Origin of the sequence: Aquamicrobium sp. LC103 (assembly GCF_001014615.2) — a bacterium.
Classification (GTDB): domain Bacteria; phylum Pseudomonadota; class Alphaproteobacteria; order Rhizobiales; family Rhizobiaceae; genus LBCQ02.
The window spans coordinates 112,531-128,599 of record NZ_LBCQ02000011.1; the positions used below are offsets into that span (position 1 = coordinate 112,531).

Sequence of the window (16,069 nt, forward strand, 5' to 3'; positions counted from 1 at the left end):
CTAGATGTTCGGCAGGAGAGGCAACGACGGAGGCAATCGCGGGACGCCGGAATTCCGCGCGCCCACGCCGGCGCAGTTCAGCGCGCCAGCGGGCGACAGCCTCGTCCTCGACGAGCAGGTGCCGGCCACTCGTTCAGAACCATCCGTGCCCGTGTCTCCCGCCGCGCGGACGCGGACGGTGGAAACGCCGCCGCTCGCGCCCGAGCCCAGGCGCATGCCGCGCGAGCGCAGCGAATCCTATTACGACACCAAGAGCCAGGTGTTCTCCGCGCTGATCGACACGATCGACCTGTCGCAGCTCGCCAAGCTCGAGCCCGACAGCGCCCGCGAGGAAATCCGCGACATCGTCAACGACATCATCGCGATCAAGAATTTCGCGATGTCGATCGCCGAGCAGGAGGAACTGCTCGAGGATATCTGCAACGACGTGCTCGGCTACGGCCCGCTGGAGCCGCTTCTGGCGCGCGACGACATCGCCGACATCATGGTCAACGGCGCCAAGCAGGTCTTCATCGAGGTCAACGGCAAGGTCGAGCAGACCGGTATCCGCTTTCGCGACAACCAGCAGCTTCTCAACATCAGCCAGCGCATCGTCAGCCAGGTCGGCCGGCGCGTCGACGAATCGAGCCCGATCTGCGACGCGCGGCTTCCCGACGGCTCGCGCGTCAACGTCATCGTCCCGCCGCTGGCGATCGACGGCACGGCGCTAACCATCCGCAAGTTCAAGAAGGACAAGCTGACGCTCGACCAACTCGTCCGCTTCGGCGCGATTTCGCCGGAAGGCGCGGAGGTGCTGAAGATCATCGGCCGCGTGCGCTGCAACGTCGTGATCTCGGGCGGGACGGGCTCGGGCAAGACGACGCTGCTCAACTGCCTGACCAACTATATCGACCGTGACGAGCGCATCATCACCTGCGAGGATTCCGCCGAACTCCAGCTCCAGCAGCCGCACGTCCTGCGGCTGGAGACCCGCCCGCCCAATCTCGAGGGCGAAGGCGAGATCACCATGCGCGACCTCGTCAGGAACTGTCTGCGCATGCGCCCGGAGCGCATCGTGGTGGGTGAGGTGCGCGGGCCGGAAGTGTTCGACCTGCTGCAGGCGATGAACACCGGCCATGACGGGTCGATGGGTACGATCCATGCCAACAGCCCGCGCGAATGCCTGAACCGCATCGAATCCATGATCGCCATGGGCGGTTTCCAGCTTCCGCAGAAGACCGTGCGCGAGATCGTCGTCGGCTCGGTGGACATCATCATCCAGGCCGCCCGTCTGCGTGACGGCTCTCGCCGCATCACCCACGTCACCGAGGTGATCGGCATGGAGGGTGACGTCGTCATCACCCAGGACCTGATCCTCTACGATCTCAAGGGTGAGGACGCGCAGGGCCGCCTGATCGGAAATCACGTCTCCACCGGCATCGCGCGGCCCGCCTTCTGGGACCGCGCCCGCTATTATGGCGAGGAACAGCGGCTGGCGAATGCGCTGGAAGCGATGGAGAAGCAGTCGTGACGACGCCGCTCGCCGAGCCTCGGCCGGGCGACGGCGGTTAGGAGCGGGCACAAGATGTTCGGCCTCGACACGACCACGCTGCTTTTCGTCCTGCTTGCCGGCCTGAGCGCCGGAGCGATCGCCTACGCGCTGCTCTTCGCCAGGATCGAGAACGAGAGGAAGGCGGACCGCCGCCTCGAGATCGTGAAGCGCGCGGAAACCGACCGGGCGCTGGTCAAGGCCTCGCGCGACAGGCTCGCCGAAGCGGCCAAGCGGCGCAAATCCGTCCAGGATTCGCTGAAAGAGCTGGAGGTTAAGCAAAAGTCGCGCGATGAAAATCTCCGCAAACCGCCGCTGAAGGTGCAGATCCGCCAGGCCGGGCTGAACCTGTCGCTCGAGCGCTTCTATCTCTATTCGATGGCCGGCGGCTTCGTGTTAGCGGTGCTGGTTTTCATTCTCGGGGCGCCGCTGCCGGTGGTGCCGGGCGCCTTTCTCGTCGGCTTTCTCGGCATTCCGCGCTGGTTCGTCACCTTCAAGCGTGCGCGGCGGGTGAAGGCCTTTCTCGACGAGTTTCCCAATTCGCTCGACGTCATCGTGCGCGCGGTGAAATCCGGCCTTCCGCTCAACGACGGCGTGCGACTGATCGCAAATGAATCGCCGGAGCCGGTGCGCTCGGAGTTCCGCCGCATCGTCGAGGCTCAGCAACTCGGCATCTCGCTGCCCGACGCCGCGCTGCGCATGCACGAGACGATGCCCTGCCCGGAGGCGAGCTTCTTCGGCATCGTGATCCAGATCCAGAGCCAGGCGGGCGGCAACCTTTCCGAAGCGCTCGGCAACCTTTCCAAGGTGCTGCGCGACCGCAAGAAGATGAAGGCGAAGATCCAGGCGCTTTCGATGGAGGCGAAGGCGTCGGCCGTGATCATCGGCGCGCTGCCCTTCCTCGTCGCCTTCCTCGTCTATCTGTCGAGCCCGAACTACATCATGCCGCTTTTCACCACCAGCACCGGCCATCTCATCCTCGGCGTGTCGGCGGTGTGGATGTCGATGGGCATCTTCGTGATGCGCAAGATGATGAATTTCGAGATATAGGCAGCGCGCGCAATGACCGAACAGATCGTCAAGTCGCTTACCGATCCGAGCTTCCTCATCGCGCTTCTGGTGGCTGTGGCTGTCTTCGCCACCGTGTTCACGGCGCTGCCCGCTTTCGGCGGAGATCCGCTGAAGGCCCGGATGAAGTCCGTGGCGCTCGAGCGCGAGGAACTGCGCGCCAGGCAACGGGCGCGGCTTGCCGCCGAGGCCGACCGCAAGCGCAGGGGCCTGCGCGAGGAACAGTCCGTCGGCATGCGCGCCGTGGTCGACCGCCTGGATCTCAGGCGCGCGCTGGTCGACGAGACGACGCTCAGCAAGCTCAGAATGGCGGGCTTTCGCGGCCAGAATCCGCTGACCAAGTTCCTGTTCTTCCGGCTCGTGCTGCCCTTCGCGGGCCTGTTCGCCGGCGCGTTCTACATATTCGTGCTCGGCGGACTCGCGGCGCAACCGCCCTTCGTCAAGCTGTTCGTTTGCATCCTGCTCGCCTATGCCGGCTTCTACGCGCCGGTGCTCTATGTTTCCAACCGGGCGACGAAGCGCAAGGAATCGATCCAGAAGGCCTGGCCCGACGCGCTCGACCTGATGCTGATCTGCGTGGAGTCGGGCATGTCGGTGGAAGCCGCCTTCCGCCGCGTTGCCGACGAGGTCGGCACGCAATCGGTCGAACTGGCCGAGGAATTCGTGCTGACCAACGCGGAGCTCTCCTTCCTGCAGGAGAGGCGTCAGGCCTATGAGAATCTTGCCCAGCGCACCGGGCTTGAATCGGTAAAGGCGGTTTCGCAGGCGCTGATCCAGGCCGAACGCTACGGCACGCCGGTCGCCCATGCGCTGCGCGTCCTCGCCAATGAAAGCCGCGACATGCGCATGAACGCCGCCGAGAAGAAGGCGGCCGCCCTGCCGCCGAAGCTGACCGTTCCGATGATCCTGTTCTTCCTGCCGGTGCTGTTCGCCGTGATTCTCGGCCCAGCCGGCATCCAGGTCTCGCAGCAGGGCATCTTCCCGAACTGACGTCGAAAAAGGCTCCGCGTATCGCGGAGCCTTTTTTCGATGCCGATGCGCTGAGCGGAGAAGCGTCAGTTGGCCTTCTTTTTCTTCTCGTCCTGCCTGAGTTCGTTCCAGGCGTTCTGCTGTGAAAGCATGGAGCGCAGATAGGCGACGTTGGCCTGCGCCTGCTCGCGGGAAAGCTCGCGGCTGGCGATCTGCTCGGCCTCCTGGAAACGGCCCTGCAGCCCGACGACCAGAGCGAGGTTCTGACGGACCCTGCTGTCGGCGTCCGGCGCTTCCGCCGCCTGCTGCATGTAGGTTTCGGCGGTCTTGAGATCGCCGCCGAGGACGTAGGACATGCCGAGATTGGAGAGCACGGACGATTCGCCGGGCTTGAGGTCGAGCGCGCGCCGATAGAGCTTGCGCGCCTCGTCCTGCTGGCCGAGCTGGTCGAGAATGGCGGCTTCGGCGGAGAGCAGCTTCCAGTCCGGATATTCGGGCGTCTGCGCGCGGCGCACCGCGTCCAGCGCGGGCTCGAGCTGTCCGGCGGCGGCGAGCGACTTGCCGTAGGCGGCAAGCACGGCGCGCTCCTTGGGATGCTCGATGGCGAGCTTGCGCATCACCGCGAGCGCCTGGTCGGTCCTGCCGTTCATCTGCAGGGAAGAGGCGTAGCGCATCGCCAGGTTCACGTCCTTCGGGTTGCGCGCGTAGGAGCGGCCGAGCGTATCGACCGCCGATTGAAGCTCCCTGCCGGACATCTGGGTGGCTGGTCCCGAAGAGGAGCCGGCTATCGATCCGGTCGTCATCCTATCCTTGGCACAGCCGGCCAGTGCGGCTGCCAGAACGAGCGCCAATGCGGTGGTGATAAACCGTTTTCCCGTTGCGTTCGCGCTGCGATTGGTCAACATCGGCGCAAGCCCCCATCCCGTATAAACGGCCGCCCGGCCGCTGTCGGTAAAGAGAAATATTCTGTTAACCCTAACGGACGGTTAAGAACCGTTCAGCGGCCCGTGCCGCGCCTGTTCGAGGATTGACTGAAATGCCGCTGCAACTGATCGAAAAATCCAAATCCGCCGCCCTTCCCGTCCATCTCGTCGCCAAGGGTGGCCTGGCGAACGCGCAGATCGGCGATGCCGCCAGGACCTGGGCGGAGGCGAACGGATTTTGCGGCGAGCCGGGCAGGGTGCTGCTGCTGCCGGGCGAGGGCGGCAAGCTGGCTGGCGCGCTCTTCGGCCTGCCGGAGGAAACGGGCGGCTTCGCTTCGCTGACGACCGGTGCGCTCGCCAGGCAGTTGCCGGGGGGCGACTGGAAGTTCGCCGGCGAGCCGGCCGATCCCTCGCTCGCCGCTCTCGGGCTGGTGCTCGGCAGCTACGTCTTCACCCGTTACGGCAAGAACGGCGCCCGCGACATTCGCTTCGCGCTGCCGAAGGGCGCGGACGCGGCTGCCGTGAAGCGGCAGGCCGAAGCCGTCTTTCTCGTTCGCGACCTGACCAACACGCCGACCAACGACATGGGCCCCGAGGAGCTGGAAAAGGCTGTCCGCGCGCTTGCCAGGACCCACAAGGCCAAGGTGAACGTGACGAAGGGCGACGCGCTGCTTTCCGCCAACTTCCCCATGATCCACGCCGTCGGTCGCGCCTCGGTCACGGCACCCCGGCTGATCGACATGGTGTGGGGCGAGAAGGGCGCGCCGAAGGTGACGCTGGTCGGCAAGGGCGTGTGTTTCGACACGGGCGGGCTCGACATCAAGCCGGCGTCGGGCATGCTCTTGATGAAGAAGGACATGGGCGGCGCGGCGAACGTGCTCGGCCTCGCCTCGATGATCATGGCCGCGAAGCTGAAGGTGCGGCTGCGCGTGCTGATCCCCGCGGTGGAGAACTCGATCTCGGGCAACGCCTTCCGTCCCGGCGACATATTGAAGAGCCGCAAGGGCCATACGGTGGAAATCGGCAACACCGACGCCGAAGGCCGGCTGGTGCTTGCCGACGCGTTGGCGCTCGCCGACGAGGAGACGCCGGAAATCCTGATCGACATGGCGACGCTGACCGGCGCAGCGCGGGTCGCGCTCGGGCCGGACCTCGCGCCCTTCTACACCGGCGACGAAGCGTTTGCGGCGGAGCTTTTCGCGGCCGGCGACCATGTGGCAGATCCGTTGTGGCGCATGCCGCTTTGGAAGCCTTACGACGCCAGGCTCGCCTCCAAGTCCGCCGACTTCAACAACGTGAACGGCGACGGCTTCGCCGGTTCGGTGACCGCCGCGCTGTTCCTCAAACGCTTCGTCGAGAAGGCGAAGAGCTGGGCGCATTTCGACATTTTCGGCTGGGCGCCGAACGAGCGGCCGCACGGGCCGGTCGGCGGTGAGGCGCAGGCGATCCGCGCCATCGAGCATGTGCTCGTTTCGCGCTATCGGCGATGAGGGCATTTTTCCGCCACGATCCTGTCGGAATGAAACGCAACCGAAACAATTTCCTGATTGAGTGCGCGTATGGGAATTGTGATGCGGCCGAGCCAGTCGCTGCGGCTCTGGCAACAAGTGATGCTGGGCGAGGTCCAGGCGGATTCGCCCGACCTGACCATGCGCCAGATGGCGATCCTGCTGACGATCTATCTCGACCCGCCGCCGCACACGGTGCGGGGGCTCGCCGCCAAGCTCGGCGTCACCAAGCCGGTAATCACCCGCGCGCTCGACACGATGGGCGCGCTGAAGCTGGTGTCGCGGCACCGTGATCAGAAGGATCGTCGCAACGTGCTCGTCAAAAGGACCGTGGAAGGAGCGCTCTTCGTGGAGCGCTTCGGAGACGTGGTGATCGACAAGGCTGCGGAGCTGCCGCTGTGACCAAGCTCGATGGAAGGCTCAATGCCCACAGGCCGGACCTTGCCGACATCCGCCTTCGCGGCAGGGTCGAGGCGACGGATTATGCCGAGGGAAGGCCGGCGCGGGTGTCCGCCCCGGTGCTTGACCTGCGCAACGCGCCGCGCGCCGATGCCGGCGTCGACACGCAGCTTCTGTGTGGTGACGACGTGCTGGTCTTCGAAGAGCGCGAAGGCTGGGCGTGGCTGCAATCCGAGACCGACGGCTATGTCGGCTACGCCTCGTCTGACGCGCTGGCACGGCAAGAGGGGGCGCCGACCCATGTCGTCGTCGCGCCGCGCACCTTCGTCTACCCCGGTCCCGAACTCAAATCGCCGGCGATGCGAACCCACTCCATGGGGGCGCGGCTGCGGGTTGTCGAAACGGCCGAGAACAGGGGTACCGCCTACGCGCTTCTCGAAAACGGCGAAGCCGTGATCGCCTCGCATCTGCGCACGGTCGAAAAGACGGCCGGCGACTATGTGACGATCGCGGAAGAGCTGGAACGCACGCCCTATCTGTGGGGCGGCGCCAGCGCGTTCGGCATCGACTGTTCGGGGCTCGTGCAGCTTGCCATGCGCATGGCGGGCCGTTCGGTCCTGCGCGACACCGACATGCAGGCCGGCTCGATCGGCGGGACGCTCGACATCGGCGATGATCTGGCCGGTCTGCGCCGAGGCGATCTCGTCTTCTGGAAGGGCCATGTCGCGGTCATGCTCGACGGTGAGAACATCATCCACGCCAACGGCCATACGATGATGGTTTCGCGCGAGCGGTTGCGGGACGCCGTCGACCGCATCGCCTATCTCTACGGCCGCCCGACCGTGTTCAGGAGGCCCTGAGAATGCGAATCCAAAGAGCCGGCTGCCGTCAGTAGCCGGCTTCGCGATCGACCAGGTTCTCCATGGGTTCGCCGCGCTCCAGCCGTGCCATCTGTTCCAGCATCAGCGGCACGAGATGGGCGGGATCCGAAGTGGCGGCCGCGTGCGGCGTGACGAAGACGCGCGGATGCTCCCAGAGCGGGCTTTCGGCAGGCAGCGGCTCGCGCTCGAAGACGTCGAGGCTCGCTTCCTTCAAGGTGCCGTCCTCCAACGCGCGCAGGATGTCGGCCTCCTTCTGAAGCTTGCCACGGCCGGCATTGACGAGAATGGCGCCGCCGAGCCCGTTGTCGCGGCGTAGCCGTCGGAGCAATTCATAATCGATTATGCCCTCGGTCGCCGGCGTGTGCGGCAGGAGCACGACGAGAATGTCGGTGGCGTTGAGGAAGCCCGGAAGGCCTTCCGCGCCATCCCAGCAGGTCACGCCCTCCATCGGACGCGGCGTGCGCGTCCAGCCGTTCACCTTGAAGCCGAGCGCCAGCAGCGCCCTTGCCGCGGCACGGCCGAGCTGCCCGAGGCCCATGATGCCGACGGCGACCTCGTTGGCCGGCGGCTGCTCGGGCTCGTGCCAGACCTTCTTGCCTTGCTGCGCGCGGTAAAGCATGCCCTGGCGCTGATGGTCGAGCACGCGCCAGACGACGAACTCGGTCATGTATTGCGACAGGTTTTGCGCCACCACGCGCGCGATAGGCACGTCGGGCAGGTCGGTGTCGGCGAAGATGTGGTCGACGCCGGCACCGATGGAGAAGATCGCCCTGAGGTTGGGCAGGCGGGAAAGTATGCCCGGCTTGTGCTTCCACACGACGGCGTAGTCGATGGTCGGGTCGCCGGGCTCGGCATCCAGCACGACGTCGTGCCTTGCCGAGAGCAGTTCGTGCCAGCGGCGCGGATTGTAGTTGGTGACCGAAAGGAGAATGCGCCGGCGCGGCGATGAAGACATGACCGTTTTCCTTGAAAATCGATATTACTGGCTGACGACGCCCGTCGGCGCCGTCGCTATCTCGAATGCGGCGGCAATGAGCGCCCTGGTGTAGTCGGTCTGCGGCCTTTCGAATATCTGCTCCGACGGGCCATGCTCGACGACCTTGCCGTGGCGCATGACGATCACCTCGTTGGCGAGCGCACGGACGACTTTCAGGTCGTGGCTGATGAAGAGATAGGCGAGCGAGTGCTTGTGCTGCAGCTCGCGCAGGAGATCCACCACCTGCGCCTGCACGCTCATGTCGAGCGCGGAGGTCGGCTCGTCGAGCATGACGAAGCGGGGTTTCAGGACCATGGCGCGGGCGATGGCTATGCGCTGCCTTTGGCCGCCGGAGAATTCGTGCGGGTAGCGGAAGCGCGAGGCCGGGTCGAGGCCGACCTCGTTGAGCACGTCGACGACCATGTCGTCGCGTTCGTCCGCCGAAAGCCGCGGCTCGTGGATGGTCAATCCTTCCTCGATGATCTCGGACACCGACATGCGCGGGCTGAGCGAGCCGAACGGGTCCTGGAAGACGATCTGCATCTCGCGGCGCAACGGGCGCATCTCCTTGAAGGAGAAGCGGTCGATCTCTCGCGCGCCCAGCCGGATGCGCCCCTGCGAGGAAATCATGCGCGACAGCGCGAGCCCCAGCGTGGTCTTGCCGGAACCCGATTCGCCCACCACGCCGAGGGTCTGGCCGGCGCGCACGGCGACGTCGATGCCGTCCACCGCCTTCACGTGGTCGACGGTGCGACGGAAGAAGCCCTGCTTGATCGGAAACCAGACGCGGATGTTCTCGCCGGTCATCACCTTCTCGGCATCGGTGTCGAGCTTCGGCGGGCGTCCCTTGGGCTCGGCGGCGATGAGATGCCTGGTGTAGGCATGCTGCGGATTCTCGAAGATTTCCCGCGTCGGACCCGCTTCGACGATCTTGCCCTTGGTCATCACGCAGACGCGGTCGGCGATCTTGCGCACGATGCCGAGATCGTGGGTGATGAACAGCACCGACATGCCCTTCGCCTTCTTCAGCTTGGCGAGGAGTTCCAGGATCTGTGCCTGCACGGTCACGTCGAGCGCGGTTGTCGGCTCGTCGGCGATCAGCAGCTCCGGCTCGTTGGCGAGCGCCATGGCGATCATCACGCGCTGGCGCTGGCCGCCGGAAAGCTGGTGCGGATAGGCGCCGAGGCGTTTTTCCGGCTCCTGGATGCCGACCTCGCGCAGGAGTTCCAGCGTGCGCCTGCGCGCCTGATTGTCGCCCATGCCCTGATGAAGCCTGAGGATTTCGGCGATCTGCTGCTCGATCGTGTGCAGCGGGTTGAGCGAGGTCATCGGCTCCTGGAAGATCATGGTGATCTTGTTGCCGCGCACCTGGCGCAGCGCCTTTTCATCGAGCGACAGAAGGTCCTTGCCGTCGAACAGGATCTGGCCGGAGGGGTGGCTCGCCGAAGGGTAGGGCAGCAGCTTCAGGACGGAGAGCGCGGAGACTGACTTGCCAGAGCCGGATTCGCCGACGAGCGCCACCGTCTCGCCCTTGGCGATGTCGAAGGAGACGTGATCGACGGCATTCACCTCCTTGCCGCCTTGCATGAAGGCGACGGAAAGATCGCGCACGGAGAGGAGGGGAGAGGAACTCATCGGAATGTCTTCCGCGGATCGAAGGCGTCGCGCGTCGCTTCGCCGATGAAGATCAGCAGCGAAAGCATGACCGACAGGGTGAGGAAGCCGGCGATGCCGAGCCAGGGCGCGTTGAGGTTGCGCTGACCCTGGCGCAGGAGCTCGCCGAGCGAGGCCGAGCCCGGCGGCAGGCCGAAGCCTAGGAAGTCCAGCGAGGTCAGCGTCGTGATCGAGCCGTTGAGGATGAAGGGCAGGAAGGTCAGCGTCGCCACCATCGCGTTGGGCAGGAGATGGCGGAACATGATGGTGCGGTTCGGCACGCCGAGCGAGCGCGCGGCGTTGACATATTCGAAATTGCGCGCCCGCAGGAATTCCGCCCGCACCACGCCGACGAAGGCCACCCACGAGAAGAGCAGCATGATGCCGAGCAGGATGAAGAAGCCCGGCGGCAGCACGGCCGCGATGATGAGGATGAGATAGAGAACCGGGATCGAGGACCAGATCTCGATGATGCGCTGGAAGATCAGGTCGGTCCAGCCCCCGAAATAACCCTGCACGGCGCCGGCCGAGACGCCGATGACGGCTGAGGCGAGCGTGAGGACCAGTCCGAACAGAACCGAGATGCGGAAGCCGTAGATGACGCGGGCCATCACGTCGCGCGCCTGGTCGTCGGTTCCGAGCCAGTTCCAGTTGCCGACCGTGCAGTTGGGGTCGTCGACGCCCTCGAAATAGCGGCCGCAGCGCTCTTCCACCGTGTACAGCCAGGACGGTCTTGCCGGAGCGGCTTCCGGAATCTCGTTGTTCACCGTGCGGTAGGAGTAGCGGATCGGCGGCCAGACCAGCCAGCCATTCGCATTGATCTCTTCCTGGATGACCGGATCGCGATAATCGGTCACCGCGAGGAAGCCGCCGAATTTCTCTTCAGGATAGGAGACGACGGAGGGAAAGAGCAGCTCGCCCTTGTACATGGCGAGGATCGGCCTGTCGTTCGCGATGAACTCGGCGAAGAGGGAGAGCACGAACAGGAGGAGGAATATCCATAACGACCAGTAGCCGCGCCGGTTGGCCTTGAAGTTCTGCCAGCGGCGCTGGTTGAGCGGCGAAAGCCAGGGGCGCACGGCGCGCTCGCGAACCTGTTCGACCTCGCCCTTGGTGATGATGTCGGACATCACACGTCCCTCCGCTCGAAATCGATACGCGGATCGATGAGGGTGTAGGTGAGGTCCGAGAGCAGGCTGACGAAGAGTCCGATCAACGAGAAGATATAGAGATTGGCGAACACGACGGCGTAGTCACGGTCGATCACCGCCCGGAAGCCGAGCAGACCGAGACCGTCGAGCGAGAAGATGTTCTCGATCAGCAGCGAGCCAGTGAAGAAGGCCGAAATGAACGCGCCGGGAAAGCCGGCGATGATGATCAGCATGGCGTTGCGGAAGACGTGGCCATAGAGCACCTTGCGCTCGCTCAACCCCTTGGCGCGCGCCGTCGTCACATATTGCTTGCGGATTTCCTCGAGGAAGGAGTTCTTGGTCAGAAGCGTCGTCGTCGCGAAGGCCGACAGCACCATCGCGGTGAGCGGCAGCGTCAGGTGCCAGAAATAGTCGAGGATCCGCTGCGGCCAGGAAAGCTCGCTCCAATTGTCGGAGGTTAGTCCGCGCAGGGGGAACCAGTCGAAGAACGAGCCGCCGGCGAAAAGCACCATCAGCAGGATGGCGAAGAGGAAGCCCGGTATCGCATAGCCGATGATGACGATGCCGCTGGTCCACATGTCGAAGGAGGAGCCGTCCTTGACCGCCTTGCGGATGCCGAGCGGGATGGAGATCGCGTAGGAGATGAGCGTGATCCACAGTCCGAGCGAGATGGAGACCGGCATCTTCTCCAGGATCAGGTCTATCACGGATATGTCGCGGAAATAGCTCTCCCCGAAATCGAAGCGGATGTAGTTCCATAGCATGGTGAAGAAGCGCTCGAGCGGCGGCTTGTCGAAGCCGAACTGCTGTTCGAGCTTGGCGATGAAGGCGGGATCGAGGCCTTGCGCCCCACGATAGCGGGAATCGCCGGACAGGTCGAAATTCTGCGCCGTGTCGGCGGCTCCGCCGCCGGAGATGTTGTCGAGCATTCCGCCGCCCTGGCCGCTCATGCGCGCGATGATCTGCTCGATCGGCCCGCCGGGGGCGAACTGGATGACGATGAAGGAGATCGCCATGATGCCGAAGAGCGTCGGGATCATCAGAAGGATGCGGCGAAGGATATAGGCGCCCATCAGGCGGCTCCCGCGTTGCGCGGCGCATGCGCGAGGAATTTGCGCCCTCTCGGGGAAACGAAAGGCTCCGCGACGGTGATGGAAACAGCGAGCATGGAAGGACGGCCGCCCGAGACCAGGTGAGGCTTCAAAAAATATCCGTCAGGCTCTGCCAATCGTTCTTGCCTTCTCTTCGTCGTGCCACCACAGCGATTCAACAGGAAAGCCATAGTCGGGTTTCGGTTCCTTGAAGCCGAACATGTCCCAATAGGCAGCCTTGTGATTCGCCATGTAGTAAGTTGGAATCCAGTCCGAGCGTGCGCGCAAGACCCGGTCGAGCGCACGCATGATCACCGTGAGGTCGTCGGTGTTGTCGACGCGCCCGACCATCTCGACCAGTTCATCGACGACCGGGTCCTTCGTGCCCGGCAGATTGCGCAGAGAGGGCAGGTCGGCCGAGCGGGAATGGAATATCTGGGTCAGCGAATCCTGCGAGGGAAGCGGGGTGAAGGACAGCGCCATCAGCACGACGTCGAAATCGAAATCGCGCTGACGCGCCTGATACTGCGAGGCGTCGACCGTCCTGATCGTCGCGTCGACGCCGATGGCGCGCAGATTGTCCACGTAAGGCGTCGTGAGACGCACGATGCCTTCCTCCTGCGTCAGGAATTCGAGCGTCAGACGCTGGCCGGCATCGTTCGCGAGAAGCTGGCCGCTGGGTTTCCAGCCCGCTTCGATCAGCATCTGGCGCGCTTCGCGCAGCACCCTGCGATCGCGCCCCGAGCCGTCCGTGACCGGTTGGACGTAGACCTCGCCGAACACCTCCTCCGGCACGCGGCCGCGGAATGTTTCCAGGAGCTCGAGTTCCTCCGGCGATGGCGCGCCGCTCGTCTTGTAGTCCGATTTCTCGAAGGTCGAGTTGGAGCGCTCGTAGGCGCCGTAAAAGAGGTTGCGGTTCGTCCATTCGAAGTCGAAGCACATGCCGATCGCGCGCCGGACGCGCGGATCCTGAAAGCGCGCACGCCGCTGGTTGATCGCCCAGGCCTGCATGGTCGGGTTCTTCTCGCCGGGGAATTCGCGCATGACGACCTTTTTCTGGGTAACGGCCGGGAAGTCGTAGCCCGTTGCCCAGACGCGCGAGGTGAATTCCTGGCGGAAATGAATGTCGCCCTTCTTGAATGCCTCGAAGGCGGCCTGTCGGTCGCGGAAGAACTCGATGCGGAGGCGGTCGAAATGATTGAGCCCGCGGTTCACCGCCAGGTCGCGGGCCCAATAATCCTCGACACGGTCATATTCGATCCACTGACCGGCGGAGAAACGGCCGACCTTGAAGGCGCCGGAGCCGAGCAGCGCCTTGAGCTGCGAGGCGTCGAACGGGTTCTCGGAGAGATAGGCCTCGGACAGGATCGGAAAGCCGATCACCGCGAAGATCGTCCGCGACGACTGCTTGCCGGAAAAGACGAGACGGAAGGTCTGCGGATCGTCGGCGACCGCCTCGGTCATCTCGGAGAGCATCAGGGCGAGGATCGGGTGCCCTTCCTCCTTCAGGAGCTTGTAGCTGAACGCGACGTCTGCCGCGGTCAGCGGCGAACCGTCGTGAAAGCGCGCCTCGGGCCGCAGCTTGAAGACGAAGCTGTTGCGGTCGGCCGAGATCGTGACGGTTTCCGCCACGAGACCGTAGGCCGATGCCGGCTCGTCCAGCGCGCCAGAAAACAGACTGTCGAAGCAGAGCTCCATGCGCGGCGGCGCGTCGCCCCTGGGTACGAAGCTGTTGAGCGTGTTGAAGGTCAGGACGTTCTGGTTGAAGTTCCAGTTCGGCACCATGAAGTTGAACGTTCCGCCCTTCGGCGCGTCCGGGCTCGCATAGTCGAAATGAGAGAAGTCCGGACCGTATTTCAGGTCGCCGAAGGGGGAGATGCCGTGCAGCGGAGTTTCGGTGGCGACCGCCGCGAGCGCGTCCGCCGGCAGCAGGGGCGCGAGGGCGGCCGCGCCTCCGATGAAAAGGAAGTCGCGGCGCGAAATGCCGTCGCGGATGTTCAATTGCCGCTCCTGTACTTGCGCGCGAGCGCCTGTTCCTTCTCTGGATCGATCCACCAGGAATCGATGTCCGCGCCGATATAGGCCGGTTGCTTCTCCGGCATGCCGAACTTGTTCCAGTAGGCGAGCCAGATCTCGTTGCGATACCATTGCGGCACGACGTAGTAGTTCCACAGGAGCACTCGATCGAGCGCCCGCGTCGTGGCGACCAGTTCGTCGCGATCCTCGGCGAAGATGATCCTGTCGACCAGCCTGTCCACGACGGGATTCTTGATGCCCGCCCTGTTGCGCGATCCGGGCGCGTCGGCGGCCGCCGAACTCCAGAAATCACGCTGCTCGTTGCCGGGCGAGGCCGACTGGGCCATCATGTCCGTTACCATGTCGTAGTCGAAATTGCGGACGCGGTTCTGGTACTGGCTGGGATCGACGATGCGCAGCGAGACGTCGATGCCGATCGAGCGCAGATTGTCCATGTAGGAGTTGGAAATCACCTCGTCGGTCGGATTGTTGCCGAGTATCTCGATCTTGAACTGGTTGCCGGTCTTCTCGTTGACCATGCGCCCGCCATTGATCTTCCAGCCGGCTTCCGCAAAAAGCGCGACGGCCTCGCGCAAATGCTGCCGCTGCGCCTGGGCGCTGTCGTAGACGGGAAGCTTGAATTCTTCCGTGAAGAGTTCGGGCGGCAGCTCGTCCTTGAATTCGTTCAGGATTTCAAGCTCACGACCTTCCGGAAGACCGCTCGAGGCGAGCTCTTGTCCCTGGAAATAGCTCTGGGTGCGGGTGTTGTAGCCGTGAAAGAGGCGGCGGTTCATGCTTTCGAAGTCGAGTGCAAGCGTCAGCGCCTGGCGCACGCGGCGATCCTGGAACTGCGACCTGCGCGTGTTCATGACGAAGCCCTGCATCGGTTCGCCCGATTCGGTCTTGAACGCCTTCTTGACCACGTCGCCGGCCTCGAAGGCCGGGAAGTTGTAGCCGGTCGCCCAGCGTGCCGAACGGCTTTCCGGCCGGACATCCTGCAGCCCGCCCTTGGTGAAGGCCTGCCAGGCCGCGTTTTCGTCCTGGATGTAGACATAGCGGCGCATGTCGAAATTCTCGCGGCCGATCTTCACCGGCAGGTCCGCGCCCCAATAATCCTCGACGCGCTCCCAGACGATCTCGGCGCCTGGACGGAAGCTCTTGATGCGGTAATGGCCGGAGCCCAGCGGCGGCTCGAGCGTGGGCTGGGTGATGTCGCGTTTTTCGCCCCTCGCGTTGGTTCCTTCCCACCAGTGCTTCGGGAGGACGGCGAGGTCGCCCATGATATGGGGCAGCTCGCGGTTGCCCTTCTGGTCGAAGCGGAATTCCACCTCGTGGTCGGAGAGGGCGACCGCCTCGGTCACATTGGCGTAGTAGCGATTGTAGAGCTGGCTGTTTTCCTTCAGCACGTTGAAGGACCAGACGACGTCCTCCGCCGTGATCGGCTTGCCGTCGTGCCATTTGGCCTTGGGATTGAGCCGGTAGGTGGCCGAGGAGTAGTCGTCGGGATATTTGAACGCCTCGGCAAGCAGCGGATGGCTGGTGCTGGGCTCGTCCATCGCCTGTTCCATCAGCGTGTCGTAGAGGAGGCCGCCGCCGAAGAAGGCGAGGCCGGCCGCCGCGCTGCCGCGCACGATATAGGGGTTGAAGCTGTCGAAAGTGCCGGTGGCGACCGCATTCAGCGTGCCGCCCTTGGGCGCATCGGGATTGACGTAGTCGTAGCGCTCGAAATTCTCGCTGTATTTGGATTCGCCGGTAAGCGTCGAGGTGGTCAGCCATTCGCCATCGGATGCCACGGATACTCCGCCTGTCCATACGAGTGTGGCTACCGCCATGCCGGCGAGCGAGCGGAATCCGATTTGCCTCATGACCTTCCTCTCATTGATCGTACCCGATTTCCTGTTCGTGC

Annotated in this window: 13 protein-coding genes; 6 read left to right on the plus strand and 7 right to left on the minus strand. The window is 64.4% G+C overall.

Annotated features, from left to right (window positions below):
• Positions 1–4: 4 nt before the first annotated feature.
• Genes XW59_RS21025 through XW59_RS21035 form a run of 3 tightly spaced genes read left to right on the plus strand, consistent with a single transcriptional unit; the run spans position 5 to position 3,586 of the window.
• The gene (locus XW59_RS21025; RefSeq protein ID WP_047147676.1) at positions 5–1,510 is read left to right on the plus strand and encodes a CpaF family protein; all 1,506 of its coding nucleotides are present in this window, start codon (positions 5–7) and stop codon (positions 1,508–1,510) included.
• A gap of 54 nt (positions 1,511–1,564) precedes the next feature.
• On the plus strand, positions 1,565–2,578 hold the full coding sequence (locus XW59_RS21030) for a type II secretion system F family protein (protein ID WP_047147675.1): 1,014 nt from the start codon (positions 1,565–1,567) through the stop codon (positions 2,576–2,578).
• Between the two features lie 12 nt (positions 2,579–2,590).
• Positions 2,591–3,586, plus strand: a complete 996-nt coding sequence (locus XW59_RS21035) for a type II secretion system F family protein (RefSeq protein ID WP_047147674.1) — start codon at positions 2,591–2,593, stop codon at positions 3,584–3,586.
• 65 nt (positions 3,587–3,651) lie between these two features.
• Here the strand turns inward: XW59_RS21035 and XW59_RS21040 are convergent, their stop codons facing one another.
• On the minus strand, positions 3,652–4,470 hold the full coding sequence (locus XW59_RS21040; RefSeq protein WP_047147673.1) for a tetratricopeptide repeat protein: 819 nt from the start codon (positions 4,468–4,470) through the stop codon (positions 3,652–3,654).
• A gap of 131 nt (positions 4,471–4,601) precedes the next feature.
• Between XW59_RS21040 and XW59_RS21045 the strand changes: the two genes are divergently transcribed.
• The 3 genes from XW59_RS21045 (at position 4,602) to XW59_RS21055 (ending at position 7,255) form a co-directional block, all read left to right on the plus strand.
• Positions 4,602–5,978, plus strand: a complete 1,377-nt coding sequence (locus XW59_RS21045) for a leucyl aminopeptidase family protein (protein WP_047147672.1) — start codon at positions 4,602–4,604, stop codon at positions 5,976–5,978.
• Positions 5,979–6,047: 69 nt separating this feature from the next.
• Complete coding sequence (locus tag XW59_RS21050; protein WP_047147671.1) at positions 6,048–6,398, plus strand: MarR family winged helix-turn-helix transcriptional regulator; 351 nt, start codon at positions 6,048–6,050, stop codon at positions 6,396–6,398.
• Positions 6,395–7,255 carry an NlpC/P60 family protein gene (locus XW59_RS21055; protein WP_047147670.1) on the plus strand — a complete coding sequence of 287 codons (861 nt, stop codon included), beginning with the start codon at positions 6,395–6,397 and terminating at the stop codon, positions 7,253–7,255. The genes XW59_RS21050 and XW59_RS21055 overlap by 4 nt, the downstream gene beginning before the upstream one ends.
• Positions 7,256–7,283: 28 nt before the next feature.
• Here XW59_RS21055 and XW59_RS21060 read toward each other — a convergent pair whose 3' ends face one another.
• The 6 genes from XW59_RS21060 to XW59_RS21085 form a co-directional block, all read right to left on the minus strand.
• Positions 7,284–8,231: a glyoxylate/hydroxypyruvate reductase A gene (locus tag XW59_RS21060; RefSeq protein ID WP_047147669.1), complete on the minus strand. Its 948-nt coding sequence runs from the start codon at positions 8,229–8,231 to the stop codon at positions 7,284–7,286.
• A 24-nt stretch (positions 8,232–8,255) separates the two neighbouring features.
• Positions 8,256–9,887 carry an ABC transporter ATP-binding protein gene (locus XW59_RS21065; RefSeq protein ID WP_047147668.1) on the minus strand — a complete coding sequence of 544 codons (1,632 nt, stop codon included), beginning with the start codon at positions 9,885–9,887 and terminating at the stop codon, positions 8,256–8,258.
• The gene (locus tag XW59_RS21070) at positions 9,884–11,035 is read right to left on the minus strand and encodes an ABC transporter permease (RefSeq protein ID WP_047147667.1); all 1,152 of its coding nucleotides are present in this window, start codon (positions 11,033–11,035) and stop codon (positions 9,884–9,886) included. Before XW59_RS21070 ends, XW59_RS21065 begins: the two co-directional genes overlap by 4 nt.
• Complete coding sequence (locus tag XW59_RS21075) at positions 11,035–12,129, minus strand: microcin C ABC transporter permease YejB (RefSeq protein ID WP_047147666.1); 1,095 nt, start codon at positions 12,127–12,129, stop codon at positions 11,035–11,037. The genes XW59_RS21070 and XW59_RS21075 overlap by 1 nt, the downstream gene beginning before the upstream one ends.
• Before the next feature lie 141 nt (positions 12,130–12,270).
• On the minus strand, positions 12,271–14,148 hold the full coding sequence (locus tag XW59_RS21080; RefSeq protein WP_047147665.1) for an extracellular solute-binding protein: 1,878 nt from the start codon (positions 14,146–14,148) through the stop codon (positions 12,271–12,273).
• Entirely contained in the window at positions 14,145–16,028 is a 1,884-nt protein-coding gene (locus XW59_RS21085) for an extracellular solute-binding protein (RefSeq protein ID WP_047147664.1), read from the minus strand. Before XW59_RS21085 ends, XW59_RS21080 begins: the two co-directional genes overlap by 4 nt.
• Between the last annotated feature and the right edge of the window lie 41 nt (positions 16,029–16,069).

What these genes read in the sequence shown, in the direction of transcription:
- XW59_RS21025 (WP_047147676.1), top strand. Translation starts at nt 5, where the DNA reads ATGTTCGGCAGGAGAGGCAACGACGGAGGCAATCGCGGGACGCCGGAA.
- XW59_RS21030 (WP_047147675.1), top strand. Translation starts at nt 1,565, where the DNA reads ATGTTCGGCCTCGACACGACCACGCTGCTTTTCGTCCTGCTTGCCGGC.
- XW59_RS21035 (WP_047147674.1), top strand. Translation starts at nt 2,591, where the DNA reads ATGACCGAACAGATCGTCAAGTCGCTTACCGATCCGAGCTTCCTCATC.
- XW59_RS21040 (WP_047147673.1), bottom strand. Translation starts at nt 4,470, where the DNA reads ATGTTGACCAATCGCAGCGCGAACGCAACGGGAAAACGGTTTATCACC.
- XW59_RS21045 (WP_047147672.1), top strand. Translation starts at nt 4,602, where the DNA reads ATGCCGCTGCAACTGATCGAAAAATCCAAATCCGCCGCCCTTCCCGTC.
- XW59_RS21050 (WP_047147671.1), top strand. Translation starts at nt 6,048, where the DNA reads ATGGGAATTGTGATGCGGCCGAGCCAGTCGCTGCGGCTCTGGCAACAA.
- XW59_RS21060 (WP_047147669.1), bottom strand. Translation starts at nt 8,231, where the DNA reads ATGTCTTCATCGCCGCGCCGGCGCATTCTCCTTTCGGTCACCAACTAC.
- XW59_RS21065 (WP_047147668.1), bottom strand. Translation starts at nt 9,887, where the DNA reads ATGAGTTCCTCTCCCCTCCTCTCCGTGCGCGATCTTTCCGTCGCCTTC.
- XW59_RS21070 (WP_047147667.1), bottom strand. Translation starts at nt 11,035, where the DNA reads ATGTCCGACATCATCACCAAGGGCGAGGTCGAACAGGTTCGCGAGCGC.
- XW59_RS21075 (WP_047147666.1), bottom strand. Translation starts at nt 12,129, where the DNA reads ATGGGCGCCTATATCCTTCGCCGCATCCTTCTGATGATCCCGACGCTC.
- XW59_RS21085 (WP_047147664.1), bottom strand. Translation starts at nt 16,028, where the DNA reads ATGAGGCAAATCGGATTCCGCTCGCTCGCCGGCATGGCGGTAGCCACA.